The sequence below is a fragment of the Pseudobutyrivibrio ruminis DSM 9787 genome (assembly GCF_900218035.1).
Taxonomy (GTDB): domain Bacteria; phylum Bacillota; class Clostridia; order Lachnospirales; family Lachnospiraceae; genus Pseudobutyrivibrio; species Pseudobutyrivibrio ruminis.
Window position 1 is genome coordinate 308,194 of record NZ_OBMR01000004.1, and the last position, 17,774, is coordinate 325,967.

The window sequence follows — 17,774 nt, forward strand, 5'->3', positions numbered from 1 at the left end:
AATGTAATTGTATATAATCCACAACAATGGAATAATGGTTTGCGAAAAGAAAAAAAGCATGTTATTATCAATTGAAATGTTAAGAAAGGAGAAGTCAAAATGGCAAGAGTTTCTAAAGCAACTATGATCGGCGAGCTTCTTCAGATTGATGCTGATGTAGCTCCTATCTTACTTAATATCGGCATGCACTGCCTCGGATGCCCATCTTCACAGATGGAGACTATCGAGGAGGCAGCAATGGTACACGGTATCGATGCTGATGATCTCGTTGAAGAGATTAATACATTCCTTGATTCAAAGGCTTAAAAAGCAAATTAAAAAAAGAGCTTCGCATAGCGAAGCTCTTTTTTTATATCATTGCTAATTTCTGTACCGCATCACCGTTGACAAGTACTTCATAGTGCTCAGCCATGTATTGGTCTGTACCAACTACATAATTCTGCTGATCACTGTATTCTGATAAGATGTTGCATACTTTATTGTATGTTTCAGCTGTATCATCTGATTTACTAACTACTAAATAGTATTTGTTATCAAATGGACTCTTATAGAGAGAATTCTTTCCCTTGTAAAAGCTACCAAGTATTCCAGAAAGTCGGATTACATCATCCATGTTGTCGAAAACAAACATCTTTGTGATGTCCACTGGCAAGCCATTTTTTGCTGCCTTTTCTGGTGAAGCTGTTATAGCCTCCTGTGCCTTTTCAATAAGACTGTTGAATATGTTAAGTATGTCGTCTGCTGCTGCCTCATTAAATGGCTTTGCTGGTGCATCGACGATGTCATCGTCATCATCGTAGTCATCATCATCCTCTGAAAATCTTGAGAAACGAGTATCAAGCTCGTCAGGATTTTCTACCTTTGTCACAAGAAGGACAATGGATTCTGATGAAAGTGGTATAGCTTCTATCATAAGTGGAATATCTTCCGCTTCAAAACCGTACTGGTAGGAAGCCTGTTCCATAAGTTCTCTAAATAATTCTCTGGCCTTTGCAGAACCATAAGCTAATTCTGAGAGCTTAATGTGTCGGCTTATTAAATCTTCTCTAGACAGAGTGCATCTGATCTGGTTTTCGTTGATTCTTTCAATCTTCATAAAAATCACCTCCCGATCGATATAAGATGCGCTACTATTAGCATTTTTCTTATATGGATTATATATATATTATATCGGAAAGTAAAGCAAAGATACCATATAAAAGGTGATAAAAGTATTAAATTTTTATAAAGTGAATTGTTATAAAACAAAAACATTTTTCAAATTTGTGCTTGCATTATAATTTATTCTGTGTTATAAACTTGTCTGCGAGATGCCTTTCCGAAAGGAAGGAGCTGATAGATTGATACCAAAAGGTATTGAAGACAAGTACGAAGTCATTCGCATACTGCAAGAAACAGCAGCTACCGCAGTATTACTTGTCAATTATAAGTCGATAGGAGCATTAAGAATTCTTAAAGCCATTCACAAGGCGAGTCCTAATGCACACAGCATCCTATCCGAAGCACATCTTTTACAAGGGATTAAATCATCCCGAATACCCACCATTTTTAGTGTAGAAGATACAAATGATATGTACTACCTAGTTGAGGAATTTATTGAAGGAATTTCCCTCAGGGAGTATCTGTTACAAACTAAGTTATCTAAAGAAGAGCTATATAGATTGGCCATAGAAGTATGCCATATCTTTGAAGCGTTGCATTCTGCAGAGCCAGAGCCTGTGCTTTACAGGGATTTAAAGCCAGAGCATCTTATTTTGCAGGGTGATAAACTACGCCTTATTGACTTTGGTATTGCTATAAAAAAGTCTCAGTCGGCTACGGCTATGCCCTTAGGCACAAAAAATTGGGCCGCACCTGAACAGTTAAAAGGCCAAAAGCTTGATGAGCGTTGTGATATATACAGCGTTGGAAAGATAATTGAGTTTTTGCAGATTAATAGTTATGCAAAAGATGATTTCAGGTTGAAAAAACTAGTAGATAAAGCCACTGCTGCAAATCCATTTGATAGGCACAATTCTATCAGTGAATTAAAGTCACAGTTGCTAAAACTACAGGGAGTTAGAGCTAATGAAAATACGGAATCAGGCATTCTCGATAGGAAAATAGCCGTGATTGGAGCCGATTGTGGAGTCGGAACCACTCATATCGCTATTAATCTATGTCGCTATCTTAATAGCAAACATATAGAAACATACTACAAAGATTTTGAAAAAAACACTGTTCATCATCTTTGGGAACATTTCAAAGACAGCCACGTTAAGTCAGGTGTTTTATACCACAAAAACTTTAGAGGCATTCTAAATTATGGGGATGCCATAGAAAGTTACACGCCTCCAAAAGGTCTTTATGTCCTGGACTGTGGTACTAATGACAAATACATTTCAGATGCTCAAATTATATTTTATATAGTAAGTGCATCTCCTTGGAAAACTATAAATTATCCATATTGGGTCAAGGATAAAACTGTTTATGTTATTTCTAATTTTTCTAACAAACTTTTTTCCTTGAAACTTGCAAAGGATTTACATAAAAAGGTTTTCATGTATCCATCAAATAAGTGGTCTTTGAATTTATCTAAGGATGAAAATAGATTTTTTTCTATGGTTCTGAAGAATGAAAAGGATTTTACTGTTTAAACACTGGCTTAATAAGTCAACAAAAAATAAATTCGAAAAAAATAAAAAGATATCTGTTACAGCGGTTTCTCATAAGCTTGGCGTCACTCACTTGTGCCTTTGTTTAGCAAATTTTTTAAGCTCTGGGCTTAAAAAGCCGGTTCTTTATATTGAAATTTCTGATGATAGCCAACTATTGGGATTTGTTGGAGAACATCAAATGAAATATAAAGACATCACTTGCTACAAATATATGGATGTTGTTTACGCTTTGGGATGTAACACATCTGTTGCCAGCTATCTCATTAACGAATGGGATGGATATGTGATTGTGGATTTTGACAAGCTTACTCCAGAAAACGCTTCTATTTACAACCAGTGTGATAAGCAATTTTTGATAGGTTCTCTTATGCCTTGGTGTAAACGTGATGTTTACAGATTTATAAATAATATGGAAGGAGTAGTAGATATGAAAAGTATAGGATTTTTAAATAAATCAAATGAAATAAACGAAAAAGAAATATTTAATGAAGAAAAAATTGAGACTATACAAGGCCTTCCTATCATAAACAATCCTTTTCGTTTGAAAGAATCAGACTTTGAGGCATTGTTTCAATTAATAGAGTAGCTGCGGGGAATGAGTTATATATGTATTACTCTGATAAAGGACTCCAATATCGTCAAATTGAAGTTCTTCAAGAAAAAGACAAATAAAATCGGATTAAAATTGAAAATAAAATAGAGTACAAAAATAGAGGGCGAAATATCGCCCTCTTATTTTATTCATCATGATTTGCATACTGGCTTCTGTCGCGGTTTGCGAATCTTGTGTATTCTGGGAGCCATGTAAGCTCGATAGTTCCGATAGGACCGTTACGTTGTTTAGCAACGATGATTTCTGAAACATTTTTTAATTCTGTATCGTGGTTATAGTAATCATCACGATAAATGAACATAACCACGTCGGCATCCTGCTCGATGGCTCCGGATTCACGCAAATCCGACATCATAGGTCTGTGGTCAGGACGCTGCTCAACCGCACGGGAAAGCTGTGATAGTGCTATAACAGGTACGTTTAGCTCACGGGCAAGTCCCTTTAGTGAACGTGAAATTTCTGAAATTTCCTGCTGTCTACTTTCTGATTTACCGTTACCAGACATCAACTGTAAATAGTCGATGATGATAATAGACAAGCCAAATTCCATTTTGAATTTTCTACATTTGCTTCGAAGCTCACCAATTGAAATACCAGGTGTATCATCAATAATAAGCTTTGAGTTACCGATTTTACCAGCACCTTCGATGAGGTTTTCCCAATCTGCCTCCTGAAGGTTACCTGTTCTAAGCTTTTGCGCATCTACTCTTGACTCCAGAGCAAAAAGACGGTTAACCAATTGCTCCTTTGACATTTCCAGTGAGAATATTGCTGCACAAAGATGCTCGTGAATAGTGATGTGCTGTGCCAGGTTAAGAACGAAGGCTGTTTTACCCATTGAAGGACGGGCCGCAATAAGGATAAGATCTGAAGGCTGAAGTCCAGCAGTCTGTCTATCCAAATCGATAAATCCTGTTGGGATACCTGTAACTACACCCTTCTGCTTTGAAGCCTGTTCTATCTTTGCGATTGCATTCATAACAACCTGACGGATTGGAACATAATCTGTGTTTCCTCTGTTCTGAACCAGTGAGAATATATCTCTTTCAGTCTGGTTCAAAATAGTATCAACATCTTCTGTACCTTCAAAGCACATGTTCTCAATATTTTGATTTACTTTAATTACGTTTCTAAGTACTGCCTTATCTTTTACGATATTAGCGTAGCTTTTAGCATTGACTGTGGTTGGTACTCCAAGTACAAGCTCCTGGATGAATTCCAACGAAGCAAATTCCGGTGGAACACCCTTTTCTTTAAGCTTATTTTGAAGAGTAACCTCATCAACAGGCTCGCCAGCATTAAAAAGTTCTACGATTGCTTCGAAAAGCATTCCGTACTGCTGATGATAAAAATCGTCTTTGATGAGGATTTCTGAACACTCAACAATTACATCTCTATCAACAATCATTGAACCGATTACTGACTGCTCCGCCTCCAAAGAGTTGGGCATTTGTCTGCGAATTACATCTTCCATTATGTATTCTTTCCTTTATTTATTGTTCTGAAACATGTACACGAAGTGTTGCTGTTACCTTTGGATGAAGCTTAACCTTTACCTCGTATGTGCCAAGGGCTCTGATTGGATCATCAAGAACAATTTTCTTTTTGTCGATTTCTTTGCCGTACTGCTTCTTTGCAGCCTCAGCAATTTCTTTTGTTGAAACAGATCCGAAGGTTCTTCCGCCCTCACCTGTTTTAATCTTTGTTTCTACTTTCCACTCTGCAATTTCTTTTTCAAATGCAAGTGCTGCCTCATAGTTTTCCTGAGCGACTTTTTCATCGTGTTTATTCTGAAGCTTAAGGTCATTAAGTGCTGCGTTTGTTGCCTCTACTCCAAGCTTTTTCTTGAAGAGCATATTTCTTGCGTAGCCTTCGCTAACCTCTACAACCTCACCTTTTTTACCAAGTGACTTAACGTCTGAAAGAAGTATTACTTTCATAGCCTAATTTCTCCTTCTTCTAGCATTTTATCTATTGTTGCTTCAAGGTCCTCACGAACCTCATCAAGTGTACGATTTTGAATCTGGGCTCCTGCAATATTTACATGTCCACCACCACCCAGGCGGGCCATAATACTCTGAACATCGATTTCATCGATTGAACGAGAACTGATGTAAATCTTGTCCATATATTTTGTCAAAACAAATGACGCTTTAATACCTACGATATTAAGAAGCTCGTTAGCTGCCTGAGCGCCAACTACTGTTGGGCTTTCAAGATTTCCATCTGGCTCGCATTCTGCGATGGCAAATGCATCTCTGTATACTGCTGCATTTCTAACGATTTCTGCGCGTGCCTTGTATGTCTCCATGTTTTCACGAAGCATCTTTCTAACTCTAGTAACCTCTGCTCCATTTCTACGGAGGAAGGCAGCTGCCTCAAATGTACGAACACCAGTCTTTGTCATAAAGTTGTTTGTATCAATCAAGATACCTGCATAAATACAATCAGCCTCAGTTGGGTTGATATTGATTTTCTCTGCGAAATACTGAAGTACCTCGGCAATCATCTCACTTGCAGATGATGCATATGGCTCGATGTAAGAGAGAATTGGATTTTCAATAATCTCCTCCACCTGTCTGTGGTGATCAATTACAACGATATTTTTGTTTTTATATAGAAGTCCTGGACATTCCACATAGCTTGGTCTGTTTGTATCAACAACCATAATAAGGGTGTTTTCATTGCAAAGATTGAGTGCCTGCTCACTTGTGATGAACATGTCGTCTGGGTACTCGCCCTTTTCTGTAAAGCTCTCAACTACTGGACGCATCGAGCTTGTGATTGTATCAATAACGATATTTACAGGCTTTCCAATTTCTCGACCTGCGCAGAACACACCAACTGATGCTCCTAAGCAGTCTGCATCAGAAAGATTGTGTCCCATAACAATAATTCGTTCTCTTGTTTCCATAAGCTCGCGAAGGGCCTGTGCCTTAACCCTGGCCTTAACACGAGTTGAACGCTCCACTTCCTTACCATGAGTACCATAATAAGAAACGTCCTGTCCATTCTTAACAACTACCTGGCATCCACCACGAGCAAGTGCAAGGTCGATAGCAACATGGGCATACTGTGCCTTTTGATTGTAGTTGTCGCTTCCAAGTCCGATACCAATACTTACTGTGATATCTTTATCATTTCCCATCTTAATTCCAGTAATATCTTCCACGATAGAGAATTTGTCATCCTCGAAGTTCTTGAGATATTTGTGCTGGAACATAATGAGGTATTTATCTTTTTCAAGACGGCTGACTATTGCATCAGCTTCGCCAAAGTATTTGTTAATCTTTCTATCAAGGAGTGCTAAAAGCATTGAGCGCTTTGCATTCTCTACCTGATCAAATACTTCATCGTAATTGTCTACATAAAGAAGGGCCATTACCATGCCCTGGTCATTAATCTTTGCTTTTGTTGCTTGAATATCTGTCTCATCAAACAAGATGATAGCTACTAATCCATCAGTAACTTCATCCATATTAGCTACAAGATTGCTGCCCTGAAGAGGCTCGGTCATATCAAGTCGCTGAAGGCATGCTAGATACTTTCTTTCATTATATTCAATATGAATATCGAAGTTGTCGTCCTTAGCATGATCGATTCCTTCACGTGTGATTTCTGAGAAGATGCTTGTGATTGACTTGTTGTAAGTTTTGTTTTTATCTACAAGCTGGCAAAACTCCTCGTTCATCCACATGATTCTTCCTGTGGAATCCAGCAATACATATGGCAATCTAAAGTTCTTTAAAAGCTCCTTTTGGACTGTTCCATAATGAACTGCATATTCAATTATTGTGTTTTTAAAGGATTTAAGATTGGCCTTGTAATATGCAAAGCAGACTACACCATAAACTAGCACAAAGATAAGTGTTACGCCGGCTGCCTTTGGATTTACAAAGCTTAGAATGATACAACCTATTAAAAAAATAATAAGCATGTACAGAGGGAATCTCAGATATCTTTTCAGACGATTCCTATACTTTAATGCTTCCATAATATTCTCCCGATTAGTCAATTCTCTACTATCATCAGATAGTTACCTCAATTTTACCTTTGGCATGTATTATATCATATCACATCCAGTTTTATATAATTTATTATCCAAGTATGGAATATGTGCTCAATTCATACAGGGCCATTTTGTATATATTTCACAGCCCGTTGTTAAAATAACGAAACGTTTTTGTATTTTTTGGTTATTCTAACATTGTTCACAGTTTCACCATTTTTTATAATTTTAGATAGTTCAGGGGGGAACCCTAATTTTTCAAAGAGAGGATATTTTATTATGGCAGACATTTCATTAAAAAACATTAATAAGGTTTATCCAAATGGCTTCCAGGCTGTTAAGGATTTCAACCTTGAGATTAAGGATCAGGAATTCATCATTTTCGTAGGACCTTCTGGTTGTGGTAAGTCTACAACTCTTCGTATGATTGCAGGTCTTGAGGAGATTTCTTCAGGTGAGCTTCTTATCGACGGAAAGCTTATGAACGACGTAGAGCCAAAGGACAGAGATATCGCAATGGTATTCCAGAACTACGCTCTTTATCCACATATGACAGTTTACGATAACATGGCATTTGGTCTTAAGCTTCGTAAGGTACCAAAGGACGAAATCGATAAGAAGGTACGTGAAGCTGCTAAGATCCTTGACCTTGAGAAGCTTCTTGACAGAAAGCCAAAGGCTCTTTCAGGTGGTCAGAGACAGCGTGTTGCTATGGGTCGTGCAATCGTTCGTAACCCTAAGGTATTCCTTATGGATGAGCCTCTTTCAAACCTTGATGCAAAGCTTCGTGTTCAGATGAGAACAGAGATTTCTAAGCTTCATGATTCACTCGGAGCTACAATGATCTACGTTACACATGATCAGACAGAGGCTATGACACTTGGTACAAGAATCGTAGTTATGAAGGACGGTGTTGTTCAGCAGATCGATACACCTGCAAACCTTTACCAGAAGCCATGCAACCTCTTCGTTGCTGGATTCATCGGTTCACCACAGATGAACTTCCTCAATGGTACACTTAATGCTGATTGCACAGCTATCCAGGTTAATGGTGCTACAATCCAGATTCCACCAGCAAAGACAAAGGCTCTTTCAGAGAAGAACTACGGTGGTAAGGAAGTAATCCTTGGTATCCGTCCAGAGGATATTCATGATTCTCAGATTTACGTTGATACACAGTCTTCTTCAGTTATCGAAGCTAAGATTTCTGTATACGAGCTTCTTGGTGCAGAGGTTTACTTATACTTCGATTATGCTGGAACTCAGGTTACAGCAAGAGTTGACCCACGTACAACAGCTAGAGGTGGCGACACTGTTAAGTTTGCTCTTGATATGGAGAAGGCTCACTTCTTCGATAAGGACACAGAGCTTACAATTGCTAACTAATCAATTGATTAGTCCAATTTAATGATTTAAAATGGAGGTATCTTTTTGAAAGGTACCTCTTTTTTTATGAATTTCGATGATAAAAAGGAAAAATTACTAGAACAATTATCAAAAGCTACAGGCATTAATTTTCAAATCACTGATTCAGAATTATCAGATGAGGAAACCGTTAATAAACTAAAAGAAATGGTTGTCCGCTTTAATGTGCTGGACTCGAAGAGCTCTTTTTATAGGGCCTATTTAACCAGAGAGCTTTCCTACTCTGATGCAGCCGCTTACATTCATCGCTTTCATATTGATGAAAATGCCATCCGTATGCTTTTCTATTTGGAAAGTCAGGTTGATTATCCAAAGGAAGCCGTATCGTTATTGAAGAGTTTGTTGCCTGATTCCCAGGATGCTTTGGTTCAAATCGACGCTAAACACATTGCGATAATCGTTCACTTTGATTCCATTCCAACTGATGAAGATATCCTTCAATACTGCAATGAATTTTTGGATATGCTAGAATCAGAAGCATTTTTGAGTTTTAAGGTTTCTTACGATTTGCCTATAAACAAATTCACTGAGTTACCTAATTCTTATAAAGATATTGTTTTGGCTATGCATATTGGAAATATATTCAGAAGCTCTGACCACGTATATTCATACAGCACCATGGGGCTGGGTCGTTTACTTTACAATATTCCTGTGGATGAAGTTGAAACATATCTAAACAACCATATAAATATCGACATTTTGGCGCAACTTGACGTGGAAACTTTAAACCTTTTAGAGGCATTTTTTGATAATGATTTGTCACTTGCCGAGACTTCCCGCAAAATGTTCATTCATCGAAATACTTTAATATATCGTCTCGATAAATTCGCCGATCTAACAGGATATGACGTGAGAAAATTCAGTGATGCAATTACGGTGAAGCTATCATTGATGCTCTACAATTACATTCGCAGTAGATAAATAACAAAAAGCTAGTATGTTACGACTACAAGCCTGAAGTTACTCCGTTCAATAACACATTTCACTTGAGTAACCTCAGAGCTTGCTGTCTACATACTAGCTTATTTTATATGTATCTCACCATTTTTGCTTACGATATGTAATTATACAAATGCTTTAATCTGCTTGTAGATACCCTCAGCATCTAATTCGTATTTAGCGAGAAGCTTTACAGCTGGACCTGACTCACCGAATGTATCCTTTACGCCGATGCGAAGCATCTTTGTAGGGCACTTCTCTGAAAGAACTTCTGCAACAGCTCCACCAAGACCACCGATAACTGAATGCTCTTCTACTGTTACAACCTTGCCAGTCTTAGATGCGCTCTTTACGATAAGATCAGCATCGATAGGCTTGATTGTGTGGATATTGATAACCTCAGCATCAATTCCGTCTTCTGCAAGCTTCTTTGCAGCTTCAAGTGATTCATTAACCTCAAGACCTGTAGCAATGATTGTAAGATCCTTGCCCTCTTTAAGAACAACACCCTTACCAATTTCAAACTTATAATCTGGTCTGTCGTTGATTACAGGTACTGCAAGACGTCCAAAACGAAGATAAACTGGACCATCCATCTTGTAAGCAGCCTCTACAGCAGCCTTTGCTTCAACATCATCAGAAGGATTGATGATAGTCATGCCTGGGATTGTACGCATAAGAGCGATATCCTCGTTACACTGATGTGAAGCACCGTCCTCACCTACTGAAATACCAGCGTGAGTTGCACCAATCTTTACATTGAGGTGTGGGTAACCAACTGAGTTACGTACCTGCTCGAAAGCACGTCCTGCTGCAAACATTGCAAATGATGAGCAGAATGGAACCTTTCCTGTGCTAGCAAGACCTGCTGCAATACCAACCATGTTTGACTCTGCAATACCACAGTCAATATGGCGCTCAGGAAATGCCTTCTTAAAAATACCTGTCTTTGTAGCCTCTGCAAGGTCAGCATCAAGAACTACTAAATTGTCATATTTCTCACCTAAAGCAACGAGAGCGTTACCGTAGCTCTCACGAGTTGCGATTTTCTTAACATCTGCCATTACTCTTCACCTGCTTTCTTTAATTCTTCCATAGCGATAGCGTACTCCTCGTCGTTAGGAGCCTTTCCGTGCCATCCTACCTGGTTCTCCATAAATGAAACGCCCTTGCCCTTTACAGTCTTCATAATGATAGCTGTAGGCTGTCCTTTTGTTTCTCTTGCTTCTTTGAAAGCAACGCGAAGCTGATCAAAATCATTTCCATCTGCAACTTCTACTACATGGAAGTTGAATGCTCTGAATTTGTCTGGGATTGGATATGGGCTGTTTACGTCCTCGATACGTCCATCAATCTGAAGACCGTTGTTATCTACGATTACGCAAAGGTTATCAAGCTTCTTTGCAGCTGCGAACATAGCAGCTTCCCATACCTGACCTTCCTGGATTTCACCATCTCCAAGAAGTGTATAAACTCTATAAGATTCATTAGAGAGTTTTGCTGAAAGAGCCATACCTGTTGCTACAGAAATTCCCTGGCCAAGTGAACCTGATGATGCATCAATACCTGGTGTATGCTGCACACATGGATGTCCCTGTAAGTGACTTCCAATGCTACGAAGGCCCTTTAAATCCTCAACTGGGAAGAAGCCTCTCTGCGCAAGTGTAGCATAAAGACCTGGTGCTGTGTGTCCCTTTGAAAGCACGAATCTATCTCTGTCTGCCTTCTTTGGATTCTTTGGATCGATATTCATCTCCTCAAAGTAGAGATATGTAAATACCTCTGTTGCTGAAAGAGATCCGCCTGGATGTCCAGCTTTTGCAGCGTGAACACCTTCAATGATTCCCTTGCGGACTTCAATAGCAGTTTTTACTAGCTCTTGATTTGTCATTTTTCTCCTCCTAAAATCATTGGGTAAAACCTATAATTATCTCATTTCATCCAACGTAATCAACATAATGTTTTTGATTGCTGATGAAATGGTGATAGCATTTTCATGGAAGCCTGCATTAGAAAATACAAGATAAAATGCATCTCCCTGTCTGTGAAGCTGCTTTGTTTTTTCAATTAATGACTTTAATTGAGCAACTTCTATTGGCTCATGGATATAATAGCACTGAGCAAAAATCGTAGCTGACTTGCCATCACATTTTCCAAGTGATACCAAATCAAATCCGTCTGTGGTTCCTGCTTCATCGTCATTAACCCACCAGTTTCCAATCTCTTCGATAGTAAATGGAAGAAGGTTATTATCGCTTCTATCTCGTAAGTATTCAGCACATATTTTGATGAATACTTCCTTCATATAGTCATCAATATCTGCTTTGATTGTGTTCCAAAGCTCATCAACCTGACCTGAAATATATAAATTGTAGTTTGCCACAATGTGCTTGTACCAGAATAATGTGCTGGTATTAACTATCGAATAACGAGTTTTCTTTCTATTTGTAATCTCAGTGATTGCTGTATCTTTTGTACAAACGCCAATCGACATTAGTGAGTTCAAGTAAGGAACTACAACATCCTTTGGCTTTTCAACCTCTGCCGAAATCTGATTAACTCTGTTTAATCCCTTGGCAAGTGTCGCAAGCATATAGTTGTAATATGATAGCTCGCGAAGCTCAGTAGCCATAACCTGCTCCGGATTCAAACCAAGATTGCAATTCTTATCCAAAAACAGCTTGTACGCCACTTCTTTTATTTTATCTTCACCATGTATTGGACTGATGCCGTACATATCGTACCCATCTATTCCAAGTAGGGCTGCTGTGCGTACCAGGTTGTATGGAATACCGCCTGTAATGCCATATAAAAATGCAGCTTCCTTCGGACTAGCATCTGCAAAAAACTCGCAAGAGTCATAAAATCCTAATGGCTGAACTACCAAATCAAGTGTTATATCGTTTTTCCATAGAGCCTTTTTGCCCTTTATGTATTTATCAACTAGCATAAACGCATCGGAACATAGAATGAGCTTAACTGGTAATTTCTTCCATTCTCCGACGATATATTCATGAAGTTTTTTATCAAAATCTGGATCTGACTTAACAATATGAGGGTATTGGTCAATGATGATAAGCTGCTTAGATTTTGCAGCCCTCTTAGAAATTTCCTGGCAAAATGCCTCCCCATCGAGAACAGTTGACGAGCCTATAGTTTTGCTAATCTGCTCAAACTGATGCTTAGCAGTAGTCTCGTAAGCCTCGAAAAAAATGGCTTCTTTATCCTTTGCAAACTCTCTTAATAGAGCTGTCTTGCCAACCCCCAATTGGCCAGAAACAACTGCAACGGATGCTTCTTCTCCCTCATAAAATCCATTTAGTTTTTCAATTTCTGATTTGCGTCCTTTAAACATAACACCTCTCCTTTACACACTAACTAGCGTGCAAATCCATGGTATCACGTTTCAACTATGGATGCAATATTCTGAAAATATTAAGATTTAATTTTTATTATTCTAAACTATTTTAGAATAATCTTTAATAACCTTTCTTTACTTTAGCATTATCTCTTATTTTTATCAACTATGCATTCTCTTTTTTTACCTTATAATGGCTAAAAAAAGACCTGACAGCTGTTCTCTGTCAGGTCTAAAGCATCTTTATTAATTTACTTTATATGCATATCCCTTTTCTTCTGCATTTGCATAATTAATATATCCTTTTTGTCTGTATGGATGCTCTTCCCAAAGTTTATCTGCTGTTGGCTTCCAGTTTGCTGCATATTCTGCACACTTTTCACATAAATGCTCAACAGGCTCTTCCTGCTCAACATCTGTAGAATGAGCTCCTGAACGCTTAACCATCTCCTGGAGAAGTTCTGGATTTTCCAGCATAGGACAAGGTCTAAGCATATTGTCATTAAATGGTTGTCCCTTTCTGTACTCCATAAATAATGGCTGCTGTAGGCACTCAATAAGAGATTTTTCACGAATATTTGCACCAGAATAATGTATAAATACGCATGGCTCTACATCGCCCTTTGGATTAATATGGCAATAGTTTCTACCACCAGCGATGCATCCACCTACAAACTCTCCATCGTTCTGGAAGTCCATAACATAGATTTCCTTACCGCCTTCACGGCCACGAACTTCACGAAGTCTATGATAAATATACTCTCTTTGTTCTGGAGAAGGCATTAATTCTGGAGAAGCCTTCATTCCAACTGGCATAAGATGGAAGTACCAAGCAAATCTTGATCCATGCTCAATCAATAAATCAAAGAATTCATCTGAAGTTACTGAATCCATATTCTTTGATGTATAGCAAACTGAATTACCGAAAATCAATCCATTTTCATGGAGTAAATCCATGGCATGAATTACCTTTGCGAATACACCTTCACCACGGCGGAAATCATTTGCATCTTCAAAGCCCTCAAGAGAAATTGAAAGTGATAAATTTCCTACTCTCTTCATTTCATCACAGAATGCCTGATCTACAAGTGTTCCGTTTGTGTAGCTATGGAATGCACAATCATTATGCTTCTCGCAAAGCTTTATAATATCAGCCTTTCTAACAAGTGGTTCGCCACCTGTTAGCATGTAGAAATAAATTCCAAGCTCCTTCCCCTGAGTTACGATACTATCTAATTCCTCAAATGTAAGATTAAGTTTATGACCATACTCAGCTGCCCAACATCCTGTGCAACGAAGATTGCAGGCACTTGTTGGATCCATGAGAATCAGCCATGGTATATTACAACCAAATTTTTCTCTATTCTCCCTGATCATCTTGGTACCTTTAAATGCAGCCTGGTATCCAAGATTTAATGCTGTCATTTTTGCAACATGTGGATCTGTTTCAGTTAATAATCGTGTAACATAGTTCATCCACTTAGAGTCTTCTTGATTAATGAGATCTCTAGCTCCTGCAAAAGCAGCTGTACGGAATCCTTTACTACTTCCACCCATCATTTTCTCTGTCATATCAACAATCTTTAATAGGCTTTTCTGTGGATTCTTTTTTACATTCTTCAGAACTTCATCTATAGCCGCACTAAATGCAGCTCTTTCAACATTATCTTTTACTCCCATTTTAGATCCTCCGTTTCATTTAACCTAACTTTAGTATAGATTCCACATATTTTTATGCTATATACAAAGTTTTTTCTTTGTTTTTTGATTTATACAATTTTTTTCATATGTATAGGTTTGCTATATAATCTTATTTCACAGTATTTTAGCAATATGAACCACTATATATGGTATTATTGATTTATACCAAGTTATTGCATTTATTGTTCCTTTATATAAAGGTATTCTAGCTTGGTAAATTCGAGGTAAATTTTTTTGTATTGGGAGAATATATGCCAGGTTTTATTACTCATTTAACTTTCGGAGAACAATGTATCTCATTCATCGAATCTGACGATACTAAGAATCTGATTGAAAAACATCAGACATGTTTTGGATTGGGCCTTCAAGGGCCTGATATCTTTTTCTATCATATCCCTGCATATGTCTTTTATAAGAAGAATATTGGAAACGTAATGCATAGAGAACGGGTTATGCTGTTTTTTGATTACCTTTTTGACGCAAGAAATAGCTTTGATGATGCTCACGATAGACGTATTTGTGATGCTTATATAATGGGATTTATGGGTCATTATTCCTTGGATGTGATTTGCCATCCTTATGTCTACTTTAAAAGTGATCATTTTAATAATCTGAAGAAAAGTGGCATATATGATTTCGGAAGACACGTTTCTCTAGAAACTGATATAGATCATTTGGTTCTAGATCATTTTAAGCATGTACTCCCTAGTCAATTTGATTATGCTAGAACTGTATCACCTTCAGACAACGAGAAACGAGTTATTACAGAATTGCTTTTTATAAGCATAAACCGAGCTTTCCCAGAGTATCACGTACGATATGGAACTATAAAAAATGCTATAAAATCATTTATAAAACTGAATCGATTAATGAATGATCCATCAGGAAAAAAGAAAAAACGCATTCAAAGAATAGAGCACCTATTCTTTAAATGCGATGTTATTTCGTCTATGATTCCCAGCGATACAATTATTAAGTACAACGACCCTTGCAATTCTTTCAATGCCAACTGGCATAATCCTTGGAATCCTTCAATTAATAGAAACGAAAGTATTTTTGAGTTATTCAATGAAGCTATGCCTGATTTCATAGAACGAATAAATCTTTATATGAAATCCTGCGGTAATACTTCATTCTTTGATTCAGATATCGATACTGTCACTGAAACCAATATGTATCTTCATTATAGAAACAAATTATTAGTAAGTCTCAGTGACAATAGTTATCTATCAGGTTTACCTCTTAATTAATTAAAGTAATCCTTTACCTGATTGTAAATAATCTTCATCAAGCGCTGTCTTGCTTCTACAGCTGCCCACGCAATATGTGGTGTAATAATAAGTTTGTTGCTGTCTTTTATATTGCGTAATGGATTTTCTGGAGACATAGGTTCAATATCAAGTACATCTAAGCCAGCTCCAGCTATTTGTCCACTCTCAAGTGCGTCCGCAAGGTCTTTTTCCACAACGATTGGACCTCTACCAACATTTATGAGAATGGCACTATTTTTCATCTTTTCAAATGCATTCTTATCCATTAAGTGTAAGGTGTTTTCATCAAGTGGTGCGTGGATAGAGATAACATCTGATGTGGATAACAAAGTGTCAAAATCAACTTCTTTGTAAATATCGCTGTGATTCTTTCCACTAGTAGAATAGTAAACTACATTCGCACCAAGGCAAGTTGCTATTTCTGCCACTCTTTTTCCAATAGCACCTAATCCAATAATGCCCCATGTCTTATTTGCAATTTCATTAAAGTGCATCTCAAAGTGTTTAAATAACTTATCATCTACATACTTTTCGCTTTTTACATAATCATCATAATAACTTAAATGCTCGTATAAGTTTAATAATAATGCCAAAGTATGCTGAGCAACTGCTTCAGTTGAATATCCAGCTACATTTCTCCATTCTATATTTCTCTTAGCTAGATAGTCTTTATCAAGATTATTAGTTCCTGTAGCTGTTACACATACAAGCTTAAGATTATTAGCCTTGCCAATTGTATTTTCATTGATTGGTACTTTATTTATGATAACCACATCGGCATCTACGGTTCTTTCAGCTGCCTCTTCTGGGGTAGAATAATCATATATAACAACTTCCCCAAATTCATTAAAACAACTTAAATCTATATCTTCACCTATAGATTTTCTGTCTAAGAATACTATTTTCATATTGCCTCCTATAAATACAAAAAAACCTTCAAGCATTATATCTTGAAGGTTTATAAAAAACAAGTGCCCAGAGTCGGAATCGAACCAACGACACGAGGATTTTCAGTCCTCTGCTCTACCAACTGAGCTATCTGGGCACGTAGTTGCGGGAGATGGATTTGAACCACCGACCTCCGGGTTATGAGCCCGGCGAGCTTCCAGACTGCTCCATCCCGCGATATTAAAAAAGATGGGCGGTGGTGGATTCGAACCACCGAAGCAATTTGCAGCAGATTTACAGTCTGTCCCCTTTGGCCACTCGGGAAACCGCCCATAGTAAAATATTTAATTAAGTGGGACCTACAGGGCTCGAACCTGTGACCCCCTGCTTGTAAGGCAGATGCTCTCCCAGCTGAGCTAAGATCCCACATTATTAAAACGACCCCAGAGGGACTTGAACCCTCGACCTCCGCCGTGACAGGGCGGCGCTCTAACCAACTGAGCCATGAGGCCATTTAAGGTTTATAACAACCTCAAAACTTCACACAGTAAAACTTAGTGTCCGAAAATTCGCTACACATATTCCTTTTAGAATAAACCTTCAATCTATTAGTATTCATCAGCTGAATGCGTTACCGCACTTACACCTTGAACCTATCTACCTTATCGTCTATAAGGGATCTTATTTCCTTGAAGGAATGGGATATCTCATCTTGAGGGGGGCTTCACGCTTAGATGCCTTCAGCGTTTATCCCGTCCAGACTTGGCTACTCAGCTATGCCGTTGGTCGACAGCTGATACACCAGTGGTCCGTCCACCCCGGTCCTCTCGTACTAGGGGCAGCTCCTCTCAAATATCCTACGCCCGCGCCGGATAGGGACCGAACTGTCTCACGACGTTCTGAACCCAGCTCG

Annotated in this window: 15 protein-coding genes, 5 tRNA genes and 1 rRNA gene; 6 read left to right on the forward strand and 15 right to left on the reverse strand. The window is 38.2% G+C overall.

Annotated elements, in window-relative coordinates; genetic code table 11:
* Positions 1 to 99 precede the first annotated feature (99 nt).
* Positions 100 to 306: a DUF1858 domain-containing protein gene (locus CRN97_RS04935; protein ID WP_015550586.1), complete on the forward strand. Its 207-nt coding sequence runs from the start codon at positions 100 to 102 to the stop codon at positions 304 to 306.
* A gap of 43 nt (positions 307 to 349) precedes the next feature.
* Here CRN97_RS04935 and CRN97_RS04940 read toward each other — a convergent pair whose 3' ends face one another.
* The gene (locus tag CRN97_RS04940; RefSeq protein ID WP_074792131.1) at positions 350 to 1,096 is read right to left on the reverse strand and encodes an adaptor protein MecA; all 747 of its coding nucleotides are present in this window, start codon (positions 1,094 to 1,096) and stop codon (positions 350 to 352) included.
* 244 nt (positions 1,097 to 1,340) lie between these two features.
* Between CRN97_RS04940 and CRN97_RS04945 the strand changes: the two genes are divergently transcribed.
* Together CRN97_RS04945 and CRN97_RS04950 are read left to right on the forward strand one after the other, a co-directional pair.
* On the forward strand, positions 1,341 to 2,636 hold the full coding sequence (locus CRN97_RS04945) for a serine/threonine protein kinase (RefSeq protein WP_179670683.1): 1,296 nt from the start codon (positions 1,341 to 1,343) through the stop codon (positions 2,634 to 2,636).
* Complete coding sequence (locus CRN97_RS04950; RefSeq protein ID WP_097076076.1) at positions 2,614 to 3,243, forward strand: hypothetical protein; 630 nt, start codon at positions 2,614 to 2,616, stop codon at positions 3,241 to 3,243. The genes CRN97_RS04945 and CRN97_RS04950 overlap by 23 nt, the downstream gene beginning before the upstream one ends.
* Positions 3,244 to 3,394: 151 nt before the next feature.
* Here the strand turns inward: CRN97_RS04950 and dnaB are convergent, their stop codons facing one another.
* From dnaB to CRN97_RS04965, 3 genes are read right to left on the reverse strand one after another with little or no spacing between them, the layout of a single operon-like run.
* Positions 3,395 to 4,744, reverse strand: coding sequence for a replicative DNA helicase (gene dnaB, locus CRN97_RS04955; protein ID WP_330388525.1), 1,350 nt, complete (start codon positions 4,742 to 4,744; stop codon positions 3,395 to 3,397).
* A 19-nt stretch (positions 4,745 to 4,763) separates the two neighbouring features.
* Entirely contained in the window at positions 4,764 to 5,210 is a 447-nt protein-coding gene (gene rplI / locus CRN97_RS04960; protein WP_033152605.1) for a 50S ribosomal protein L9, read from the reverse strand.
* A complete protein-coding gene (locus CRN97_RS04965) occupies positions 5,207 to 7,264 on the reverse strand; it encodes a DHH family phosphoesterase (RefSeq protein WP_097076077.1) in 2,058 nt (685 codons plus the stop codon). The genes rplI and CRN97_RS04965 overlap by 4 nt, the downstream gene beginning before the upstream one ends.
* Positions 7,265 to 7,558: 294 nt before the next feature.
* Between CRN97_RS04965 and CRN97_RS04970 the strand changes: the two genes are divergently transcribed.
* Positions 7,559 to 8,665 carry an ABC transporter ATP-binding protein gene (locus CRN97_RS04970; protein ID WP_044936733.1) on the forward strand — a complete coding sequence of 369 codons (1,107 nt, stop codon included), beginning with the start codon at positions 7,559 to 7,561 and terminating at the stop codon, positions 8,663 to 8,665.
* Positions 8,666 to 8,731: 66 nt separating this feature from the next.
* Positions 8,732 to 9,625 carry a PucR family transcriptional regulator gene (locus CRN97_RS04975; RefSeq protein ID WP_143483246.1) on the forward strand — a complete coding sequence of 298 codons (894 nt, stop codon included), beginning with the start codon at positions 8,732 to 8,734 and terminating at the stop codon, positions 9,623 to 9,625.
* Positions 9,626 to 9,768: 143 nt separating this feature from the next.
* Here the strand turns inward: CRN97_RS04975 and CRN97_RS04980 are convergent, their stop codons facing one another.
* From CRN97_RS04980 to CRN97_RS04995, 4 genes are all read right to left on the reverse strand, one after another.
* Positions 9,769 to 10,707 carry a transketolase family protein gene (locus CRN97_RS04980; protein ID WP_044936737.1) on the reverse strand — a complete coding sequence of 313 codons (939 nt, stop codon included), beginning with the start codon at positions 10,705 to 10,707 and terminating at the stop codon, positions 9,769 to 9,771.
* Positions 10,707 to 11,534, reverse strand: coding sequence for a transketolase (locus CRN97_RS04985; protein ID WP_097076079.1), 828 nt, complete (start codon positions 11,532 to 11,534; stop codon positions 10,707 to 10,709). The genes CRN97_RS04980 and CRN97_RS04985 overlap by 1 nt, the downstream gene beginning before the upstream one ends.
* A 36-nt stretch (positions 11,535 to 11,570) precedes the next feature.
* Positions 11,571 to 12,998, reverse strand: coding sequence for an ATP-binding protein (locus tag CRN97_RS04990; protein WP_097076080.1), 1,428 nt, complete (start codon positions 12,996 to 12,998; stop codon positions 11,571 to 11,573).
* A 249-nt stretch (positions 12,999 to 13,247) separates the two neighbouring features.
* On the reverse strand, positions 13,248 to 14,681 hold the full coding sequence (locus tag CRN97_RS04995) for a radical SAM protein (protein WP_074792115.1): 1,434 nt from the start codon (positions 14,679 to 14,681) through the stop codon (positions 13,248 to 13,250).
* 272 nt (positions 14,682 to 14,953) lie between these two features.
* On the opposite strand from CRN97_RS04995, the gene CRN97_RS05000 reads away from it, so the two are divergent.
* Positions 14,954 to 15,952, forward strand: a complete 999-nt coding sequence (locus CRN97_RS05000) for a zinc dependent phospholipase C family protein (RefSeq protein ID WP_097076081.1) — start codon at positions 14,954 to 14,956, stop codon at positions 15,950 to 15,952.
* Here CRN97_RS05000 and CRN97_RS05005 read toward each other — a convergent pair.
* The 7 genes from CRN97_RS05005 to CRN97_RS05035 form a co-directional block, all read right to left on the reverse strand.
* Positions 15,949 to 16,881 carry a D-2-hydroxyacid dehydrogenase gene (locus CRN97_RS05005; RefSeq protein WP_097076082.1) on the reverse strand — a complete coding sequence of 311 codons (933 nt, stop codon included), beginning with the start codon at positions 16,879 to 16,881 and terminating at the stop codon, positions 15,949 to 15,951. The two genes, CRN97_RS05000 and CRN97_RS05005, sit on opposite strands and share 4 nt — an antisense overlap.
* 64 nt (positions 16,882 to 16,945) lie before the next feature.
* Positions 16,946 to 17,018 (reverse strand) — tRNA-Phe (locus CRN97_RS05010).
* 6 nt (positions 17,019 to 17,024) lie between these two features.
* A tRNA-Met gene (locus CRN97_RS05015) sits at positions 17,025 to 17,098 on the reverse strand.
* A gap of 13 nt (positions 17,099 to 17,111) precedes the next feature.
* Positions 17,112 to 17,193: transfer RNA gene (locus CRN97_RS05020), tRNA-Tyr, on the reverse strand.
* Between the two features lie 21 nt (positions 17,194 to 17,214).
* Positions 17,215 to 17,287, reverse strand: a tRNA-Val gene (locus CRN97_RS05025).
* 12 nt (positions 17,288 to 17,299) lie between these two features.
* Positions 17,300 to 17,373, reverse strand: a tRNA-Asp gene (locus CRN97_RS05030).
* A gap of 76 nt (positions 17,374 to 17,449) precedes the next feature.
* Positions 17,450 to 17,774: ribosomal RNA gene (locus CRN97_RS05035) — 23S ribosomal RNA — on the reverse strand; the annotation flags it as partial.

Bases quoted from the DNA above. Each gene is read 5' to 3' on its own strand.
- CRN97_RS04935 (WP_015550586.1), top strand. From the start codon at position 100: ATGGCAAGAGTTTCTAAAGCAACTATGATCGGCGAGCTTCTTCAGATT.
- CRN97_RS04940 (WP_074792131.1), bottom strand. From the start codon at position 1,096: ATGAAGATTGAAAGAATCAACGAAAACCAGATCAGATGCACTCTGTCT.
- CRN97_RS04950 (WP_097076076.1), top strand. From the start codon at position 2,614: ATGAAAAGGATTTTACTGTTTAAACACTGGCTTAATAAGTCAACAAAA.
- dnaB (WP_330388525.1), bottom strand. From the start codon at position 4,744: ATGGAAGATGTAATTCGCAGACAAATGCCCAACTCTTTGGAGGCGGAG.
- rplI (WP_033152605.1), bottom strand. From the start codon at position 5,210: ATGAAAGTAATACTTCTTTCAGACGTTAAGTCACTTGGTAAAAAAGGT.
- CRN97_RS04965 (WP_097076077.1), bottom strand. From the start codon at position 7,264: ATGGAAGCATTAAAGTATAGGAATCGTCTGAAAAGATATCTGAGATTC.
- CRN97_RS04970 (WP_044936733.1), top strand. From the start codon at position 7,559: ATGGCAGACATTTCATTAAAAAACATTAATAAGGTTTATCCAAATGGC.
- CRN97_RS04975 (WP_143483246.1), top strand. From the start codon at position 8,732: ATGAATTTCGATGATAAAAAGGAAAAATTACTAGAACAATTATCAAAA.
- CRN97_RS04980 (WP_044936737.1), bottom strand. From the start codon at position 10,707: ATGGCAGATGTTAAGAAAATCGCAACTCGTGAGAGCTACGGTAACGCT.
- CRN97_RS04985 (WP_097076079.1), bottom strand. From the start codon at position 11,534: ATGACAAATCAAGAGCTAGTAAAAACTGCTATTGAAGTCCGCAAGGGA.
- CRN97_RS04990 (WP_097076080.1), bottom strand. From the start codon at position 12,998: ATGTTTAAAGGACGCAAATCAGAAATTGAAAAACTAAATGGATTTTAT.
- CRN97_RS04995 (WP_074792115.1), bottom strand. From the start codon at position 14,681: ATGGGAGTAAAAGATAATGTTGAAAGAGCTGCATTTAGTGCGGCTATA.
- CRN97_RS05000 (WP_097076081.1), top strand. From the start codon at position 14,954: ATGCCAGGTTTTATTACTCATTTAACTTTCGGAGAACAATGTATCTCA.
- CRN97_RS05005 (WP_097076082.1), bottom strand. From the start codon at position 16,881: ATGAAAATAGTATTCTTAGACAGAAAATCTATAGGTGAAGATATAGAT.